The sequence below is a fragment of the Acetobacter sp. P5B1 genome (assembly GCF_018811985.1).
Classification (GTDB): domain Bacteria; phylum Pseudomonadota; class Alphaproteobacteria; order Acetobacterales; family Acetobacteraceae; genus Acetobacter; species Acetobacter cerevisiae.
The window spans coordinates 1-18409 of the sequence record NZ_JACRVS010000037.1 but is presented as its reverse complement, the minus strand read 5'-3'; the positions used below and the strand labels follow the sequence as shown (position 1 = coordinate 18409).

Below are 18409 nucleotides of genomic sequence, written 5' to 3'. Positions count from 1 at the left end.
TAGTTCCTGGAGCTGATTTTCGCTCTGCGTTTTGAGCAGAGTGATGGTTTCATGCTCTGGATTGCTACGCGGCGGCGTTACTCCGCTCCAGGAGGGGAAATCGGCGCATATTATAGACGATATTGGCCAGCCCGATCCTCATGGTGGCTCGCGTTATGCCTACGGTTCGGACGAACAGTCCTGTCTGCGATTTCTGATCGGCAAAAACATGCTCGACACGCGACCGGATAACGGATTTTCCGGCGTTGGATCTTTGGGTATGTCATGGCATAGGCTTGAGATGCGGCTTTTTCCTGTGAACCTTCGAGACAAAGCCATGCTTTTCCATGAAGTCCTCATTCGCTTTCGAGCGATAAGCTGTATCAGCCCAAACGCTTGAGGCCGTATTGGTTTTATCTAACAGCCCCTCKCWYARTCKSGCACCATCACTGGCGGCGGCATCCGTCGTCTTCCATTTTCGGATSARCCKAAAYTTCCGGTCGATGGAGACGTGGGATTTGTAGCCAAAGAACGGGATGGCGAGATCGCTCGACGGTATGGTTCCATCGTCCTGCCGCTTCGCCTTCGTGAACTTAAGTGTCCATCGTGCATGACGATCCTTGTGCGACATCTTTGCGGGCTTGTCCTGCCAGTCTTCTGGAATACGTCCTGCCCGGAGATCCGCTTTCTCAGCGTTCGTATTGCGCTGCTTTGGAGCAGCCACCAGTGTTGCATCAAAGCGATTGAACAGACCATCGACCGCACCCGCCTGTGTCAGACGCTCACGGAACAGCCAGACCGTTTTGGCATCAGAACCGGATCAAAGGGCGGACACCCGCCTTTGCTTCCATCCGAATAGGCCAGAGCCTTCTCCAGATCAGGGCGGAACACCTCAAAATCCACAGTTCGGGAAAACGCTTCAAGCTGATCGCCAAGCCCGCTCAACCGGGCAAGCCGCTCTTCAACATCAAAGAAACCAGACTGCTTCATGTAATCCCCCAATCAACGCCGAAGAAATGGAAGCACACAGAGCAACTCAGAGCCAAGGGGTTTTTCGAACCCTCCANGGATCAAAGGGCGGACACCCGCCTTTGCTTCCATCCGAATAGGCCAGAGCCTTCTCCAGATCAGGGCGGAACACCTCAAAATCCACAGTTCGGGAAAACGCTTCAAGCTGATCGCCAAGCCCGCTCAACCGGGCAAGCCGCTCTTCAACATCAAAGAAACCAGACTGCTTCATGTAATCCCCCAATCAACGCCGAAGAAATGGAAGCACACAGAGCAACTCAGAGCCAAGGGGTTTTTCGAACCCTCCACCTTCAATCAGCACGCCCCCCCGCCCTGAAATCACGAGTTAAGCGCATCAACCAACGGCTCTTCGATCCCTCCAAATCGCTGCAGCCAATACGTTTAGGTTATAACTGTTCAGCTAGACCCCATACACAAAGACTTTATCCAAATGCAAACACTGACGTTCATTCAAAGAAATTTTCACAAATCGAGCCTGAATATCTCTTTTGGGCAACACAATAAGTGGCGTTCCGTCAACGCCTCCAATCATTTCATCGGCATCGTGAAGATAGATTGTTCTATATACTTTTCCATTGTCTGAAACAGAAATTTGGATTGTTTGCAAACGTTTTTTTATAGAATTACTTTCAGATAATGGAAATACTCTATTAAAAACTCTTATTTCGAAAATACTTTTCACTTCTGCCAAATCAACAGCCCACCATGGATTTTCTTCGAGATCTGTATGACAGCTAAAATGACCTGTAGGATTCCCTATCAATGCATTGGTAGCATCCGACACAACATTAGGGAAACAAGACCATTCACAAATAGAGCTTTGCGTCGCTTTTTTATGGGCACTTAATAAAATACCCTTGGGCTGCGATATAGGCAGCTTATGTATATCAACAGGGCGAGAATTGGTATCACACAATGCTAAATTCAGAAAATTCAAGGGGGTAAGATAACAAAAATCTTCTTTAACCTCTTTACTGCGAATATCATTAAGACAAAAATCTCTCCTCATTTTTACGTACATTTTTTGTAAATTTTTGTATGCTTCATACATATTGCGCAGCATACCTTTTTGAGATAACGCTTTTCTATTCCGATAAATATATGCTGGAAATGTTTCATCAACCTCTACATACTCTGCCAAATTCTCAAATTGGAAAATTCTCACGCCAATATCAATTTGCTGTTTCATCCTTCTTTTGTCTTGCATAAGAGAGGGCCATGGATCACCAGCATGCGCATACGATTGAAATTTTTTCTCAAGAAAATCTAAATCGCCAATATTCGTAAAATGCCACCCAGCATTTTTTTCTGCCTGTACTGGTATCTTATACTCATTAAGTTTTCGCCTAAAGTCATACCGTAAAAAAGTTAAAAGATATGGGGGAATATTCTTTAATATTAAACCTTGAAAATCTTTCACTTGTAAATCACGTATATTTTTTTGATTTCCGTCCTCAAGAAGCATAGAGAAATACTTTGCTTTTACAGCATAAGCACTATCCCAATTTGTCCTTTCACGCATATTAAAATAATATTGATACATATCCATAACGAAAAACGTTATGCCATCAAAATCTATTGCTTTTTTTACAGAATCGACTCTCGGTATTTCATCAACATCGGAGTGCATTATAAGGTCGTCCGGCTCAAATTTCCGAATTTCCTTCATCATTTCTTCACGCTGATATGCGTCAATTTCTGCCGCCGTCAATCCTTCAGGGAATTTTTCAATGGCTATATGAATTATTTTCTTTGCATATTTTGCATATTTTTTTTCATTTTTTAAAAAATTTAATTCTTTTTCTTTCCCTGTATAAGTGTACCTTGCCTCACATATAACAAAATAGTCGACAATTGGATCCAACTCTTCAAGTCGCATCTCAAGCAAGTCATATTCATTGAAAAATGAAAAACAGTCTATAACTTTTGGCATTACACTCTCGGACATTTTATTTTAAAATTAAGAAACCATACAACTTTTTTGAGACTTTGAAAAGATAGGCCACATAATCTCTCCACATTCTGAAAATTTTTTATGTATTTACTTAATTATTATACCATAATATTAACAATAAAAATCACTTGCAAGCCTGCTTAAGCTGGCTACTCCTCTACACTTGGAAAGCCCACGATTACTAACTAGGATTATTTAACGCATTCGAAACGGACTTCAGTAGAAAGACGCCTTGAAAGGCTAGGGCCTGCACAAGACATTATACAATCGTTTCTTTCGTTAGTATAGGCGTTTTCGACCGGATTCTTATGCCCCTACCAGAGCCTTATAGCCATTCAAAGCATCCGATAATTGATGCGGAGAACTTCACGGCACACAGATATGCCCTTACATGCATGTAAGCGATCTATATCGCCGCACCACTTACTTTCTACCTTAAAAAAATGATGCCTGTGCCTAGTAACCTAGTTCCTTGCAGCTTGCACTGCTCGTTGTCTCTGCTCCCTGTCCGAAGAGCAAAGGCCATCAGACAAGGATGGCACCGCCCTAGGAATTTGGACCAGAGATAATGTGTTTGCGAATGCACCAATCCCAAAACATCTTCATGTAGCTAAGGCGCGTTGCCACGGTCTTGGGATTCAGTCCCGCACTGTCGAGCAACCACTCCGAGAAACCGCCCAGCACCCTTGGTTCAAGGCTTTCCAGCCCTTTAGCTCTGAGAAGCTGCACCGAGTCTTTAATCGTGCCACCGACCCGCAGGCTTTCATGCTCTACCAGATACACAGAGAACTGCTTGATGGCCGTTTTATCCATCGGCAAAGCTGCCTTGCTAATGGTTCGGCCTCTCAGTTGCCCAGCGGTCCAGCAGTGGCCCCAGTGGCGTTGTGGTGCCGTCCACCACACCCATGACAGTCTTGAAATAGCGTGTGCCGTCAGCCGGTGAAGGCAGCTTCTCTGAGGCTTCCAGAACAAGATCGGTCACAGCGGACCTGACATGCTCACGCTCACTTTCAGGGGCACCCTCAGCAGCCTCACCGGGATTAAGACCTTCTGCCGGGTCATAGTCGTCTGAAGCCTGCTCAATCTGCTGACGATAGCGCAGACCTGCTTCTATCGCTTTCTCAGGTGTTGCCCAGTCTGGCTCCCAGTCGCCTGACAGTGGCTTCTTGCCGATAGCTTCCAGCCTACCATTCCCCTGACTGCGGAGGGCATCCAGAGCCGGACCTCGCCGCTTCACAGCTTCCTGCTTATCATGGGTCTGAAGAGACTTCAGGAACTCCTGCCGGATGCCAGACTTCGTTCCATCAGCCTGTCCGACATCCTGCCAGCGATCACGAGGAATGGAGAGCCGAGCGGACCACAGGCCACTGGCTGCACGTTTCAATCCAAACACTTCAGCGTCCCTCTTGGTCATAGAAGAACTACCGCAGGACCACCATCGACACGGTAGGTTGAGCAACCGAACTCTGCTTATACGTCATTGACTTCATTGGATTTGCCTCTGATGGCGGAAGGGGTGGGATTCGAACCCACGGTACGGTTACCCGCACGCCAGTTTTCAAGACTGGAGCCTTCAACCACTCGGCCACCCTTCCTGCATCAGATTGAAAGCCTTATAACTATGCTCGCGTTGCCTGTCCAGCGGGTGAAAATGGCTTTTGTCGGGGTTGTTTGTCTTCGCTCGGCTTGCTCTAAGGCGTTTGGAGTTGTAAAAGCCCGGTCCTTACATCCATCCATTCAGGGACGAGTTATGAAACAGCAGGCGAACCTGATCCGGGCCGGACAGGTCATCGAGCATGATGGCCGTCGCTGGACGGTGCTCAAACAGCAGATCATTACCCCCGGCAAGGGTGGCGCTTTCATTCAGGTGGAAATGCGCGACCTCAAGACGGGCAACAAAACCAACGAACGCTGGCGTACAGCTGACAGTGTCGAGCGCCTGATGACCGAGGACAAGGAATATCTGTATTCCTATACCGACGGTGAATCCCTCGTGCTGATGGACCCTGAAACGTTCGAGCAGACCATGATTCCGGTCGATCTGCTGGGTGATCAGGCACCGTTCCTGCAGGACAACATGACCATCAACATCCACCTTGTGGAAGGCGACCCGGTTGGGATCGATCTGCCGCCGCAGGTCACGCTGGAAGTTGTTGAGGCTGATCCGGTGGTCAAAGGCCAGACGGCCAGCTCCTCCTACAAGCCTGCCAAACTCTCCAATGGTGTAAAGACCATGGTGCCGCCCTTCATTGAAGCCGGTGAACGCATTGTCGTCCGGACTGAAGACGGCTCTTACGTCGAACGCGCCAAAGACTGATCTTCCGCATTACTCCAGACAGGACAAAACATAGTGGCCATGCGTCTTTCCCCCGTCATGATGGTGATGCAAACTGCCGCCCAGAAGGCAGCAAAGCGTCTCCTGCGCGATTTCAATGAAGTCGAGCAGCTTCAGGTAAGCATCAAGGGGCCGGGTGACTTTGTTTCTCAGGCAGACCTGCGTGCAGAACAGACCCTGCGTGAAGAGCTGGAACGGGCTCGCCCGGGCTATGCCTTCCTGATGGAGGAATCTGGAAAATCCGGTGGTGACAACTGGACGTGGCGCTGGATTGTGGACCCGCTGGACGGCACCACCAACTTCCTGCACGGCATTCCGCACTGGGCTATCTCCATTGGCCTCCAGCGCCGGCTGCCGGACGGCAAGATCGAACTGGCTGCCGCTCTGGTCTACAACCCGGCTGCTAACGAAATGTTCTGGGCGGAAAAAGGCACGGGCGCATTCCTCAACGAACGCCGCATCCGTGTCTCTGCCCGTCGTGACATGCAGGAAGCCGTTTTTGCAACCGGTATCCCGTTTGCAAAAGTGCCTGCCCGCCAGCGCCTGCCGTTTGCCCGCGTCATGGGGAACCTCATGCCGCGCGTTGCCGGTATCCGTCGCTTTGGCGCAGCCGCACTGGACCTCGCATGGGTCGCCGCTGGCCGGTACGAAGGCTACTGGGAATTCGGCATCAAGCCGTGGGATTGCGCTGCCGGTATCCTGATCCTGCGTGAAGCAGGTGGTCAGGTGACAGATCCGGCCGGGCTGGATCTGGATGACATGCCGGATGACGTCATGATCGTGGCAGGCAATGGCTACATGCACAGCAAGCTGCTGGAGATTGTAGCAGACAGCCTGAAAAACGCCTCCTAAAGTTTTCCAGAAGGGAGCCTGCTCAGCCTGAACTGGCTCCCTTTTTTAACACCCCCTAGCCACACACCGCAGATTGCGTAAGGTGGAACCTCCATGCAGGCGTCCTTCCCCTCTGCACACGACGCGCCCGCCGTTACGGCGCATCATCGTGGCTTCTCCCTTCTGACAGAAGACGGTGAGTTTCTTACACTCTCCGCATCAGAACTCTGCGCCCGGCTAAGCAGCATACCCTGCCCGCTGGTGGTTCACGCGCCTTCCGTTGCGCGCAAGCTGGACCTGCCGCCTCCCGGCCAGCCCTCCCCCTGGCTGGACCTGCTGGAGCTCTTCACCTTTGTCTACCCGGCTCGTACAGCAGCCCCGACACCACGTGGGCTGGCATTAGCACTCGGAGTAGAAGAGGACCGGATTGGCCGCGCCGAAGCGGACCTTCTCCCCTTACTCGTCGAGACCATGCTGGCGGAACTGGCCCGCCAGAAATCAGGGCCTTTTGGCGAGATGCTGGCCGCCCTGACCGTTCGGCTGGCACAGGCGGGATGGCCATGGGCTGGCACCGTAGCCGAAACATTGGGCCTGCCAGACAAGCTAGACGGCAAGGGCAATCTGCCAGAAGACGCTCTGCAACCGGGTGACGCCCTGCGCGTCTGGCGCGTTCTGCCTAAATGGGAAGATGTCGCCCCACGCCCGCCACCAGCCTCGCACCCCATTACCCCGGCAGAAGCCCGCACACGGCTGCGAACCTTGCTGGGCGAAGGCTCGGAAAGCCGGGCTGGTCAGGCTGATTTTGCCAGCGTTTCCACCGCGGCATTTGAACCCCGCACGCATCGCGGCAATCCTGCGGTGGTGCTGGCGGAAGCCGGAACAGGAACAGGCAAAACCCTTGGCTATATCGCCCCAGCCAGCGTCTGGGCGCAACGCAACGGCGGCAGCGTGTGGATCAGCACCTACACGCGCCATCTGCAACGCCAGATTGAACAGGAAACGCATCGGCTTTTCCCCGATGACGCGACGCGACGCCACCATATTGTACTGCGTAAAGGCCGGGAAAATTATCTCTGCCTGCTGAACATGGAAGAGGCCGTCAATAGTGCCGCCTCCCGCCCGGCAGGTGTGACCATCGCCCTTGCCATGCTGGCCCGCTGGACCCGCGCCACCGCAGATGGTGATCTGCTGGGAGGCGATCTGCCCGGCTGGTTTGGCGATCTGTATGGTCAGGGAAGCGTGTTTGGCGTTGCGGACCGGCGTGGCGAATGTATTCACGGGGCCTGCCCGCATTATCAGCGCTGCTTTGTGGAACACACCACCCGCCGGGCGCGGGAGGCAGATCTGGTCATTGCCAACCATGCCCTGGTCATGTCGCAGGCGGCGTATGCACAGGCGGCTATGGGCGACAATTCCGAAGAAACGGAAGAAGATGCCACCCCCTCCCGTTATATCTTTGACGAAGGCCATCATCTGGCCGACGCAGCCGATGGCGCGTTTTCTGCCGAACTCTCCGGGCTGGAAGCCGCCGAGCTTCGCCGCTGGCTGCTGGGGGCTGAAGGCCGTCGCTCCCGCGCCCGTGGCCTGAAACGACGACTGGATGATCTGGTGGTTGGGTTCCCCAAGCTGGAAGCCCCGCTGGATGCGGCCCTCATGGCGGCTCATGCCCTGCCCGCTCCCGGCTGGTCTGCCAGACTGGCGGATGCTGAGTCGTCCGAGACATCACCACCCGAGCCACCCCCGATTGATGACCCGGACGCGCTTTTTCCGCCACAGCCCATTCTTCCGGAACCGGTGCTGGAAAACCCGACCGAGAGCTTCCTCCGCCTCCTCCGCCAACAAGTGCTGGCACGCAGCGAGGACCGGCGGCAGACACATCAGTATGGGGCTCTGGAATGTGATCTGCATCCGCTTATCCCGGACCTTCCAGAATCCGGGCAAGCCTTGGCGCGTGCACTTAGCCGGATTGCTGAACCATTGCGCACACTTGCGGAGCGTCTACAGGCCCGCTTGCAGGATGATGCGGACTCTCTGGACAGCGTGACTCGTGGCCGCATTGAAGCCATGGTGCGCGGTCTCCGTCGGCGCGCCATCACGCGGCTGGATGCATGGATTTCCATGCTCGATGCTCTGGACCAGCCACCACCTGCCGATACCACGCCAACCCACATTCACTTCATCCGGCTGGACAGGCGGCAACAGCAGCGCCCCGGCGAACATGATGTCGGTCTCCACCGCCACTGGCTGGACCCGACCATTCCTTTTGCTGCTGTCATGGCTATGCCTGCGCAGGGGATGCTCATCACATCCGCCACGCTGCGCGATCAGTCAGACACGCCGCATGGACAGGATGAGCCGGAAAGCGAGGAAGCCGAGCGTGCGTGGGAAGCGGCAGAAGCCCGTACCGGAGCCAATCACTTCCCCTCTCCGGCCATTCGCGCCAGTCTGACCAGTCCGTTTGATTACGCGCGGCAGACGCGCACCTTCATTGTCACGGATGTGGACCACGCCAGCATTGCCGATCTGGCCGCAGCCTATCGCACTTTGTTTGAAGCCTCCGGCGGCGGCGGACTGGGCCTGTTTACCGCCATTTCCCGGTTACGCGGCGTGCATAGTCGCATCGCTCCAGCGCTGGAAGATCAGGGGCTCCCGCTTTATGCCCAGCATGTCGACGCAATGGATAACGCAACGCTGGTGGATATTTTCCGCACAGAGGAACATGCCTGCCTGCTGGGCACGGATGCCATGCGCGACGGGGTAGACGTTCCGGGCAATGCCCTGCGTCTGGTTGTGTTTGAGCGGGTGCCGTGGCCGCGTCCGGACATTCTGCACAGAGAACGCCGTATTCACCTCTCAGGAGGTGACACCACGGGATATGATGACCGCATTGCGCGCCTGCGGTTGCGGCAGGCATTTGGACGGCTCATCAGAAGCCAGTCAGATAAAGGTGTCTTTGTGCTGCTGGATCGTCGCACGCCGTCTCGCCTGCTGTCAGCGTTCCCCCCCGGAGCGGAAGTCAGGCGTCTGGGGCTGGCAGATGTAGCGCGGGAAATCAGAGCATTTTTGTAAAATCGCGCAGTCCGGCTGCCAGCTGGACCCCAATAAGCAGACCAAACAGGCAGACCAAAACGCACGTCCGGGCTTTGTGGCCCTTCGTCTTAAGCCGACTTAGATCGGCTTAAGTTCAGTCGCAGCAACTTTACCACGCTCGGTCACGAGTTCGTATGAGACTTTCTCGTTCTCATTCAGACCACGCAGACCAGCAGCCTGCACAGCTGTGATATGAACGAAGACATCCTTGCCCCCATCGTCAGGTGCGATGAAACCAAAGCCTTTAGTGGCATTAAACCATTTAACTGTACCGGTCGGCATAGGCGGGTAACTTTCCCTGATATCTCCTACCGGACAACCATATGACCGGTTACAGGATGTACTTATCGGGTCACGAAGATGCGGTCTTGTCAATCAAAATACCCTCTGCCGGTGCTCTGTGTCCGGCGTGAGACCGCAGATGCGCTTCCAGAAAGGCAACACTGCGCTTCTGCGCCAGTTCGTAGGCATCCAGATCAAACGAAGCCCGCTGTGAGCAGCCAAAGCCGTGCCCTGCTCCGTCATACATATAAATTTCAATCTCAGGATGAGCGGAGCGAATGGTACTCACATCTGTGTGTGGAATGGTGGTGTCGGCTTCACCAAAATGAAGCTGAACAGGGCAGCGTGGAGTCTCATTAATACGTGCTGCAATGCCGGCGCCATACCAGCCGACGGCAACCGCGAAACTGTTAGTCTGGGAGGCCGCTTCCCACGCCAGCAGGCCACCCCAGCAATAGCCGAGAATGCCAACCTTTGCGGTATTCAGCGCAGCCGAGGCAGCCTCCAGATCCAGCAGCGTTTCCGCCAGCGGAATACGGCTACGCAGCGCCAGACCAGTCTGAATATCAGCTTTTTCGTAGCCCAGCTCCACACCCGGCTCGGCACGGTCAAACAATGCAGGGGCAATAACGTGGAAACCATGCTCGGCAAATGTGTCGCACACATGCCGGATATGGCTGTTCACGCCAAAAATTTCCTGCACCACAACCAGTGCATAGGGCATGTCGGCATGGCCAGCTTCATAGGCTGAAAATTCGTGCCCATCCGCAGCCTTAAGTGTGATGATTTGTCCCATGGTGCGACTCCCTGTGAGTGAAAATTAAAGGTTGAAGAAAGTTTTCCACATTTCTTGACTCAGGAGGAGGACAAACCTATCTCCTGTTTTGGCACTCCCGGGGTGGGAGTGCTAACGCAACGCGGCGTTTATTACGCGCGGTAGATGCAGGTGGTGTCGCTTCCTGACAAGGGCGCCACCGCAGCAAAAAAGAATGTGGAGCGATCCATAATGACGAAGTTTCGTCCTTTACACGACCGAGTAGTCGTTCGTCGTCTCGCAAGCGAAGAGAAGACGGTTGGCGGCATTATCATCCCTGACACGGCAAAAGAAAAGCCGATGGAAGGCGAAGTCGTTTCCGCAGGTCCTGGCGCTCGTAATGAGCAGGGGCAGGTTGTGGCGCTTGATGTCAAGGCCGGTGACCGCGTTCTGTTCGGCAAATGGTCCGGCACGGAAGTGAAGATCGACGGCGAAGAGCTGCTGATCATGAAAGAAAGCGACATTCTGGGCGTGATTTCCGCCTGAGTGTGACGCGCTGATCCGCTTTTCGACCTTATAAACTGATCTCTCACAGGAGAATTTGATATGGCTGCCAAAGACGTAAAGTTTGGTGGTGACGCTCGCCAGCGTATGCTGCGTGGCGTTGACATCCTTGCTGACGCTGTAAAAGTGACGCTGGGCCCCAAAGGCCGCAACGTTGTGCTCGATAAAAGCTTCGGCGCACCGCGCATCACCAAAGACGGTGTGTCTGTTGCCAAAGAAATCGAACTGGCTGACAAGTTCGAAAACATGGGCGCACAGATGCTGCGCGAAGTGGCCTCCAAAACCAACGATATCGCTGGTGACGGCACGACCACGGCAACCGTTCTGGCTCAGGCTATCGTTCGCGAAGGCCACAAGGCTGTTGCTGCTGGCATGAACCCGATGGACCTCAAGCGCGGCATCGACAAAGCTGTCACGGCCGTTGTTGAGGAACTGAAGAAGAACACCAAGAAGATCACCACCCCGGCAGAAACCGCTCAGGTCGGTACGATCTCCGCTAACGGTGAAGCCGAAATCGGCCAGATGATCTCCGAAGCCATGCAGAAAGTGGGCTCCGAGGGCGTCATCACGGTTGAAGAAGCCAAGCACTTCCAGACCGAACTGGACGTGGTTGAAGGCATGCAGTTCGACCGTGGCTACATCTCCCCCTACTTCGTGACCAACACGGAGAAGATGACGGCTGATCTGGAAAACCCCTACATCCTGATCCATGAAAAGAAGCTATCTTCTCTTCAGCCGATCCTGCCGCTGCTTGAATCTGTTGTGCAGTCCGGCCGTCCACTGCTGATCATTGCAGAAGACGTGGATGGTGAAGCTCTGGCAACGCTGGTTGTCAACAAGCTGCGCGGTGGCCTGAAAATTGCTGCTGTTAAGGCTCCGGGCTTTGGTGACCGTCGTAAAGCCATGCTGGAAGATATCGCTATCCTGACCGGTGGTCAGGTCATCAGCGAAGACCTCGGCATCAAGCTCGAAACCGTCACACTGCCCATGCTCGGCACGGCTAAAAAAGTCCGTATCGACAAAGAAAACACGACCATCGTTGATGGCGCTGGCAAGTCCGAAGAAATCAAGGGCCGTTGCAAGCAGATCCGTGCGCAGATCGAGGAAACCTCCTCTGACTACGACCGTGAAAAGCTGCAGGAACGTCTGGCCAAACTGGCTGGTGGCGTTGCCGTGATCCGCGTTGGCGGCTCCACGGAAATTGAAGTCAAGGAACGCAAAGACCGCGTTGACGACGCTCTGCACGCAACCCGCGCTGCCGTCGAAGAAGGCATTGTTCCGGGTGGTGGCACGGCTCTGGCTCGCGCTTCTGCCAACCTGTCTCACCTGCACTACCACAATGACGATCAGCGCGTTGGTGGCGACATCATCCGCAAGGCTCTGCAGGCTCCCCTGCGCCAGATCGCTCACAATGCTGGTGAAGATGGTGCGGTTATCGCCAACAAGGTGCTGGAATCCAAAGAATACGCCTTTGGCTTCGACGCACAGGCTGGCGAATACAAAAACCTGGTTGACGCCGGTATCATCGACCCGACCAAGGTCGTCCGCACGGCTCTGCAGGACGCAGCTTCTGTTGCTGGCCTGCTGATCACCACGGAAGCCATGGTTGCAGAACGCCCTGAAAAGAAAGCCGCTCCGGCTGGCGGCCCTGACATGGGCGGTATGGGTGGTATGGACTTCTAAGTCCTCCATACGGATTGAGTGGTCGAAAGCTGATTCAGTCAGCTTTCGATTTCACGAAAATCATCAAAAGAGCGGATGTGACACTATGTCGCATTCGCTCTTTTTGTTTCATGCAATTTTAATTTAATATCCGTGCCGATAAAAAAAATCTTGAGCTGCGCACATGGTAAATTACGCTATGGATAGGTATACTTGCTCTAGAATGAGGTGAGACTTACCTCCCAACACTTCCAAAACCGTCTTGTGGACACTCCGTCCAAAGAGATTGTTATTACAAGCAGGTTAAGTAAAAATGATTGAAACAAAAAATTTCCAAGGACCTCCTAAAAACATTTCCCCTCCCCTTACTGAGGGAATATGGTCATTTGGTCCTGTTGGTGGTTTTTTTCTAAGTGAGTCACTTATACTTAGCCCTAATGGAACAATAGATGGCTATTACCACCATAATGAACGTTCCTGGCGCATAGAAAATTATCGTCTCCTTATTTTAGGAGAAGATGGCACTCTGATGTGGCGTTCTATTGAAGCATTTAGAGATCCTGAAGGGCTCATAAATATAATCTTGGAACACCCTGCTGCTCCTGATACACGATTTATTCTGAAACAAAATCGACCTCAGGCAGCCCCTGAATCGCTCCCTCAGGCAGTAGTAGAACCTTCTCCATTACCTGAGCCTGTGTCTGCAGCAGTGCCCGCAGGTCTGTCCGATGCTGAATTCCTGTTCCCATCTGACCTTGAAGTCACAAACGTAAAAATCGGGAAAGTGCTGCTGGTAGGCTCCTGCCTAACCGCGCTTTACCATGAGCAGCTTCAGGCACGGCACCCTGAAACGACATTTGATTATATCCCTTATAATTTCGTCAGTGTTCTTCCTGAAGCTCCGCCCTCCCCTGTCTCGGACTACGATTTTCAGTATCTGCAAATCCCACTACGCTCCGTATTGAGCGACCGCGTTATCTGGGGTTTTCGTTTTAACGAGGAAGGCTTCACCAAGACCATCCTGCAGGACGCTTACAGCATCATTGATGCCATGCTTTCCAGCGCGATGATCTACAATGAGCGACATGGCCTGCTGACATTCGTCTCCAATTTCATTGTGCCGCAGATGAGCACAGCGTCCAGCATGTATGAACGCGGCAGCAACAATGATCTGCCGACGATCGTTCAGAGACTGAATGACTATCTGAACGAGAAAGTCGCCAGCTATAAAAATGCTTATCTTTTGAATGTTGACGCTGTCGCATCAACAATTGGCAAGCGTTATATTCTGGACGACCTCGTTTATTTCTATTCGCATGGTGCTGTGACCTATCAGGATTGGGATGATTTTGGCTCCATTGCCAGAAACGAACCCATTCCTCCGCTGGAAACAGTTTATCCTGTCAAAAAAGATGCGTTCCTTGACGCTATTTTTCGTCAGATGGTCACGGCCTACCGGACCACAAAGCAGGTAGATCAGGTCAAGGCGGTTGTGTTCGATCTGGATAACACGCTGTGGCGTGGTCAGATTGCCGAACATTATCGCCCGGAAGCACAGCCCTGGCCCCGCACTGATGGCTGGCCGCTCGGAATCTGGGAAGCCATTCACTATCTGCGAGCCCGCGGCATCCTTGTCGCAATCTGCTCTAAAAATGACTATGACTACGTTAAGAACAGATGGGATGATGTCATTGAGCCCAAGCTGATTTCTCTGGACGATTTCTCGTCGGTCAAAATCAACTGGACATCCAAGGCTCAGAACATTTCTGAAATCTGCAAAGAGTTCAACATAAAGCCAAAGAGCGTGGTTTTTGTTGATGACAATCCTGTAGAACGTGCCGCTGTTGCGTCTGCTCTGCCGGATGTCAGGGTTATCGGCGGTAATCCGTATCTGACACGTCGTATTCTCCTGTGGTCTGCTGAGACTCAGATCGCACGCATGACAGAAGAATCTGGCAAACGTGAAGAAATGATCCGCGGCCAGATTGAGCGTGAAGAAACCCGTTCCACCATGGACAGGTCAGAATTCCTTGCGTCTCTTCACTGCGAGGTCTCGTTCATCAACATCACCAGTACAGATCAGCCTGAATTTGGTCGCGCACTGGAACTGACCAACAAGACCAATCAGTTCAACACCAACGGCCAACGCTGGTCTTTTGAAAATATTGCAGATTTTCTGAAGACTGGCGGGAAAATTCTTGCATTCAAAGTCAAAGACAAATTCACCGAATACGGTCTTGTTGGCGTCCTTTACCTGAAAGTTACCGAAATCACGCAATACGTGATGAGTTGCCGTGTGCTGGGGATGGAAGTGGAAGAGTTTGTTGTGGCAGAAGCGGTCAGGCTCCTACGCGCCGCCCATACAGGCGAAACAGACATCACGGCCACTATCAAAGAAACGCCTGATAACACCCCCTGCCGGGAAGTTTATCTGCGTGCAGGCTTCCGGGAAATTGCGCCGCAAGATGGTGTCAGGCAATTCATTCTGGATGGTGACGAAGTGCCAATGCTGCCACTTCACATCAAGAAGGCCTGATATAAAAATCCCCCGTATCCTCAAAGATACGGGGGATTTTTCTTAGATAATGTAATCAATCGGTGGAAGCATCTGATCCATGCTTAACGCTGGCATGCCAGAATGCCTGGTTCCCACCTTCCGTGCAGGATTGCCGACCACCGTTGTGAAGGGAGGCACCGATTCCAAAACGATTGAACCAGCACCTATTTTAGCCCCTTCCCCAACTTCAATATTTCCCAGTACCTTAGCGCCTGCACCGATCAACACCCCGCGCCGCACTTTGGGATGACGGTCCCCGGAATGCTTTCCCGTCCCGCCCAAAGTAACTTCCTGCAGGATGGAGACATCGTCCTCAATGATAGACGTCTCCCCCACCACAATGCCTGTTCCGTGATCAAAGAGAATACGACGCCCAAGGCGCGCCGCCGGATGAATATCCACCCCAAAAAGCTCTGAGCCACGACTCTGCAAATGCAAAGCTAAATGCCGCCGCCCCGCACGCCAGAGCCAGTGCGCAACCCGATAGCTCTGGACCGCATGAAAACCTTTGAAAAACAAAAATGGCGTCACGTAATCCGGGCAGGCGGGATCACGCTCACGAATGGCCACCATATCAGCTGCGGCAGCACAGACGATTTCTGGCTGTGCGTCAAAACTCTCTTTCACCAATTCCGCCAAGGCATCCGCAGCAACAGACCTATCGCCCAGCTTCCGCCCCAGCAAAGCCGCCAGCGCCGAAGCAAAATCTGCGTGGCTTCGTATTCCGGTAGCCAGTAATCCCCTTACCAGCGGGTCATGACAGACACACGCCTGCTCCACCATTTCCTGCCATAGGAGCTCCAGCTTAGGTGAACACAGACTGAATTCGTCAAAATGGCTGGAAAGGATAGAAGACACGTGCGGCCTGTTCATACGCAGGTCCTTTCGTTCAGAAAGCAGCTGATTTTCGCGGGTGTCGTTCCGCTTTAAAGCCCCATGGCATGCTTTACAAAGGCCTTTCTCAGCTTGGGGAGACGGTGAACACCAGCAATCCCCACATCCCGAGCCAGTCGGATCAGAGGGTTATCATTGCTAAACAGCCTATCCAGCGCATCCGTCGCTGCGAGCATAAGCATATTGGCGGGCCGACAACGCGCCTGATAGCGCGCCAACAGAGCCGGTGCCCCCAGATCTTCGCCTTTGGCATAAGCCGTCAGCAAAATATCACTGAGGGCGATAATATCCCTAAAGCCCAGATTGAGTCCCTGCCCTGCAATCGGATGAATACCGTGCGCAGCATCCCCAACCAGCAACAACCGTGTATCCGTATACCGCTGAGCATATTGAGCAGAGAGAGGATAAACCCAACGGCGACCAACAGGGGTCACTTTGCCGAGCCGGTTACTGCCCATACGCCGCTCGACTTCGCGGGCGAACATATCATCGGGCAGATCAGCAAAACGCTGAGCCAGAGCATCTTTATCGCTCCAGACAATAGCGGAAAGATAAGGATGCTCTTCAGTCCCCGCCATCGGCAGCTGAGCGAACGGCCCCGCAGGCAGGAAATGTTCCAAAGCCCCGTTATCATGCGGAAACTCATGTGCAATCGCGCATACAATGGCCGTTTGTCCATAAGACAGCTTTGTCAGCGGAATACCTGCCTCAGAACGCAAACGGCTTTTGCGCCCGTCTGCAGCCACCACCAAAGAGGCCGTGAATGAGCGACCGTCCTTCAAGTGAATATCGGCGCCATCCGCCTTTCTGACTACTGTAGCTTCTGCGGGGGCCAGCACCGTAATATTCGGCGTCGTATGAAGCTGGGCATTCAAAGCCACACGCAAGGCCCGCGCCTCGACCATCCAGCCAAAAGGCTGATGCGCATCTTCCCGCGTGAATTCCAGAAACAGAGAAGACGCAGGCTCACCCGGCCGACCATCTGTTACCAGAATATCTTCAATCGGACCGGCAGGGAGTGGTAGAACATCCCAGATACCGGCTTCTTCCAGAAGTTTTTTAGGACCTGCAGCAATGGCATAAGCCCGACCATCAAAATCCGGATGCTCCATAGGGGGTAAATCGGCACGGTCAACAATCGCAACCCGTATGCCTTCCACAGCCAGGCGACACGCCAGAGATCCCCCGACTGGGCCTGCGCCGATAATGCACACATCGACATCCTCCACTGGCGGATGCGAAGACGTGACAGCATTCTGAACAGCAGATGCAGACGTGGCAGCCATGGTCGTTATTCCTCATACAGAGTGCCCGCTAAAAATGGCCAGGAAACGGGCCACGAGCAAAAAAGCTTTCTTCTTTTATCCTATCCCAGCAGAAAGCCCAAAGAGGGAGGCTCGTCAATCAGCCAAAAATCTGGCATGTTTGCGCATACAAGGCCTAATATAGAGGCGGAATGCTGGCGGCCCTCTTCGCCCTTCAGCCCGCGAAAAAGACAAGGATGTGGATTTCATGAAGCTGGTGACCGCGATTATAAAGCCCTTCAAGCTTGATGATGTCCGTGAAGCCCTTGCGCCGCTTGGTATTCAGGGCCTGACAGTCTCTGAAGTTAAAGGTTTTGGCCGCCAGAAAGGCCAAACAGAAATTTATCGCGGCGCAGAATACAGAATCAGCTTTCTCCCGAAGATTAAGGTCGAGATTGCGGTTTCCGATGCTCTGGCGGATCAGGTCATTGAAGCTATTCTAGATACAGCTCACACAGGTAAAATTGGAGATGGCAAGATTTTTGTGAGTGAGTTGACACAAGTTATCAGAATTAGGACACGTGAGACTGGTGATGAGGCTTTGTAAGCTCTAATTACAAACATTCAAAATCACCACGCCAAACATGTAATAAATCTTAAGAGATGCAGCAATCAGAATATGACATCCATATCTGCAATAAAGACAGCTGTTAGTCGTTTGTTATTTTTTCAAGAAAAATATATCTATAAATTTAGGCACAATGCTCAACCAATAAAAAGTTTCGCAGAATAGAAAAATAAGTTCGAATATGCCATCAGCTTTTTCTAAATCCTAGTATATCGTTGCATGTCCAAATGAAGACTCGATCATAGTTATACTGGAAAATTTTTCTCAATAAGTATTTTATATCAAATCCACATATAATATAGGAGCATCTATAAATTCGAAAAGTTAACTGCATTTCAAAAAATTCTTAAATTGCAGTTGGAGGGATCGAAGAACCGTTGGTTGATGCGCCTGGCTCGTGATTTCAGGGTTTTGGCGATTTGATTGACGGTTTTTGGGGTAGCTTTTGATCTGCGTTTTGAGCAGATCGGGGACTGCCCTCCCGCTGGATGACTACGCGCTCGCGTTCAACCTTTCGAGGAAGAGGAAGCGGCGCATGTTGTAGACGATATTGGCCAGCCCGATCCTCATGGTGGCCCGGGTGATACCGACAGTTCGGATGAACAA

Annotated in this window: 14 protein-coding genes, 1 tRNA gene and 3 pseudogenes; 7 read left to right on the top strand and 11 right to left on the bottom strand. The window is 52.7% G+C overall.

All coding sequences use genetic code 11. The features are described from left to right. Nucleotides 1-64 precede the first annotated feature (64 nt). The 6 genes and pseudogenes from KP703_RS14180 to KP703_RS14155 all read right to left on the bottom strand — a co-directional run bounded on the left by KP703_RS14180 (nucleotide 65) and on the right by KP703_RS14155 (nucleotide 4557). Nucleotides 65-969: pseudogene (locus KP703_RS14180) on the bottom strand (transposase). A gap of 75 nt (nucleotides 970-1044) precedes the next feature. Further along, nucleotides 1045-1219 (bottom strand): annotated as a pseudogene (locus tag KP703_RS14175) (IS5/IS1182 family transposase); the annotation flags it as partial. A gap of 189 nt (nucleotides 1220-1408) precedes the next feature. After that, complete coding sequence (locus KP703_RS14170; protein ID WP_215755408.1) at nucleotides 1409-2941, bottom strand: discoidin domain-containing protein; 1533 nt, start codon at nucleotides 2939-2941, stop codon at nucleotides 1409-1411. A 567-nt stretch (nucleotides 2942-3508) separates the two neighbouring features. Then, nucleotides 3509-3775, bottom strand: a complete 267-nt coding sequence (locus KP703_RS14165) for a hypothetical protein (protein WP_215755407.1) — start codon at nucleotides 3773-3775, stop codon at nucleotides 3509-3511. Between the two features lie 16 nt (nucleotides 3776-3791). Further along, the gene (locus KP703_RS14160) at nucleotides 3792-4376 is read right to left on the bottom strand and encodes a hypothetical protein (protein WP_215755406.1); all 585 of its coding nucleotides are present in this window, start codon (nucleotides 4374-4376) and stop codon (nucleotides 3792-3794) included. Nucleotides 4377-4467: 91 nt separating this feature from the next. Continuing rightward, nucleotides 4468-4557 (bottom strand) — tRNA-Ser (locus KP703_RS14155). A gap of 155 nt (nucleotides 4558-4712) precedes the next feature. On the opposite strand from KP703_RS14155, the gene efp reads away from it, so the two are divergent. The 3 genes from efp to KP703_RS14140 all read left to right on the top strand — a co-directional run bounded on the left by efp (nucleotide 4713) and on the right by KP703_RS14140 (nucleotide 9197). Then, nucleotides 4713-5279 carry an elongation factor P gene (gene efp / locus KP703_RS14150; RefSeq protein ID WP_062143947.1) on the top strand — a complete coding sequence of 189 codons (567 nt, stop codon included), beginning with the start codon at nucleotides 4713-4715 and terminating at the stop codon, nucleotides 5277-5279. Between the two features lie 39 nt (nucleotides 5280-5318). Continuing rightward, nucleotides 5319-6149: an inositol monophosphatase family protein gene (locus tag KP703_RS14145; RefSeq protein WP_215755409.1), complete on the top strand. Its 831-nt coding sequence runs from the start codon at nucleotides 5319-5321 to the stop codon at nucleotides 6147-6149. A gap of 93 nt (nucleotides 6150-6242) precedes the next feature. Beyond that, the gene (locus tag KP703_RS14140) at nucleotides 6243-9197 is read left to right on the top strand and encodes an ATP-dependent DNA helicase (protein ID WP_215755405.1); all 2955 of its coding nucleotides are present in this window, start codon (nucleotides 6243-6245) and stop codon (nucleotides 9195-9197) included. Nucleotides 9198-9296: 99 nt separating this feature from the next. Here KP703_RS14140 and KP703_RS14135 read toward each other — a convergent pair whose 3' ends face one another. After that, nucleotides 9297-9500 (bottom strand): cold-shock protein, encoded by a 204-nt coding sequence (locus KP703_RS14135; RefSeq protein WP_043550519.1) that lies wholly within the window; start codon nucleotides 9498-9500, stop codon nucleotides 9297-9299. A gap of 70 nt (nucleotides 9501-9570) precedes the next feature. After that, complete coding sequence (locus KP703_RS14130; protein ID WP_215755404.1) at nucleotides 9571-10296, bottom strand: dienelactone hydrolase family protein; 726 nt, start codon at nucleotides 10294-10296, stop codon at nucleotides 9571-9573. Nucleotides 10297-10506: 210 nt separating this feature from the next. Here KP703_RS14130 and groES point away from each other — a divergent pair, with 210 nt between their 5' ends. The 3 genes from groES to KP703_RS14115 all read left to right on the top strand — a co-directional run bounded on the left by groES (nucleotide 10507) and on the right by KP703_RS14115 (nucleotide 15016). Beyond that, nucleotides 10507-10800: a co-chaperone GroES gene (gene groES, locus KP703_RS14125; protein WP_043550518.1), complete on the top strand. Its 294-nt coding sequence runs from the start codon at nucleotides 10507-10509 to the stop codon at nucleotides 10798-10800. 60 nt (nucleotides 10801-10860) lie between these two features. After that, nucleotides 10861-12501, top strand: coding sequence for a chaperonin GroEL (gene groL, locus KP703_RS14120; RefSeq protein WP_062143938.1), 1641 nt, complete (start codon nucleotides 10861-10863; stop codon nucleotides 12499-12501). A gap of 292 nt (nucleotides 12502-12793) precedes the next feature. After that, nucleotides 12794-15016 (top strand): HAD family hydrolase, encoded by a 2223-nt coding sequence (locus KP703_RS14115; RefSeq protein WP_215755403.1) that lies wholly within the window; start codon nucleotides 12794-12796, stop codon nucleotides 15014-15016. 42 nt (nucleotides 15017-15058) lie between these two features. Here the strand turns inward: KP703_RS14115 and cysE are convergent, their stop codons facing one another. Continuing rightward, nucleotides 15059-15820: a serine O-acetyltransferase gene (gene cysE / locus KP703_RS14110; RefSeq protein ID WP_373687504.1), complete on the bottom strand. Its 762-nt coding sequence runs from the start codon at nucleotides 15818-15820 to the stop codon at nucleotides 15059-15061. Nucleotides 15821-15963: 143 nt separating this feature from the next. Continuing rightward, a complete protein-coding gene (locus KP703_RS14105; RefSeq protein WP_215755402.1) occupies nucleotides 15964-17217 on the bottom strand; it encodes a UbiH/UbiF/VisC/COQ6 family ubiquinone biosynthesis hydroxylase in 1254 nt (417 codons plus the stop codon). Nucleotides 17218-17443: 226 nt separating this feature from the next. Between KP703_RS14105 and KP703_RS14100 the strand changes: the two genes are divergently transcribed. Next, nucleotides 17444-17782: a P-II family nitrogen regulator gene (locus KP703_RS14100; protein WP_215755401.1), complete on the top strand. Its 339-nt coding sequence runs from the start codon at nucleotides 17444-17446 to the stop codon at nucleotides 17780-17782. 513 nt (nucleotides 17783-18295) lie between these two features. Here the strand turns inward: KP703_RS14100 and KP703_RS14095 are convergent. Next, nucleotides 18296-18409, bottom strand: a pseudogene (locus tag KP703_RS14095) (IS5/IS1182 family transposase); the annotation flags it as partial.